This window comes from Pseudomonas reactans (assembly GCF_013387025.1).
Lineage (GTDB): Bacteria > Pseudomonadota > Gammaproteobacteria > Pseudomonadales > Pseudomonadaceae > Aquipseudomonas > Aquipseudomonas reactans.
This window is the reverse complement of record NZ_JACAQP010000128.1, coordinates 1-435: the sequence shown is the minus strand read 5'-3', so window position 1 is coordinate 435 and position 435 is coordinate 1. Positions and strand designations below refer to the sequence as shown.

General features: G+C 45.7%; 1 protein-coding gene. It reads right to left on the bottom strand.

Features of this window, described 5'->3' with window-relative positions:
- On the bottom strand, positions 1–435 hold a 435-nt coding region (locus HX793_RS32210; RefSeq protein WP_218646217.1), incomplete at both ends, for a hypothetical protein.

Genomic DNA, 435 nt, shown 5'->3' with positions numbered 1-435 from the left:
TCCGATCCTTTTCAGAATCTTAAACGGGCCTACGTAGCGTGGTGCCAATTTACCCTTGCGTCCAAATCGAACCACACCTTTCCATGGGGACACTTTTAACATGACCATGTCACCCACGGTAAATTCAAGAGGTTTGCGTCGCTTGTCGGCGTAACTCTTTTGTCGGCTACGAGCTGTGAGAAGGTTATTGCGAATCTGAGTGATTTTGTCGGTTGTTTCCTGGATAAGCTCAGGACCAACGATTGGAGAATCCACTGTTGCGCGAATCACGTGGGACTCGCCAATTTCATGCCAGCAAATAGGAGATCGGCATTTACGGCCATACAATGCCTCAAATGGTGGCATTCCAATACTAGAATTGTAACTATTGTTGTTGATTTTCTGTATGTGGGAACCCCCCACCATCATATCATCAATGTACAACAAGAGGATAAT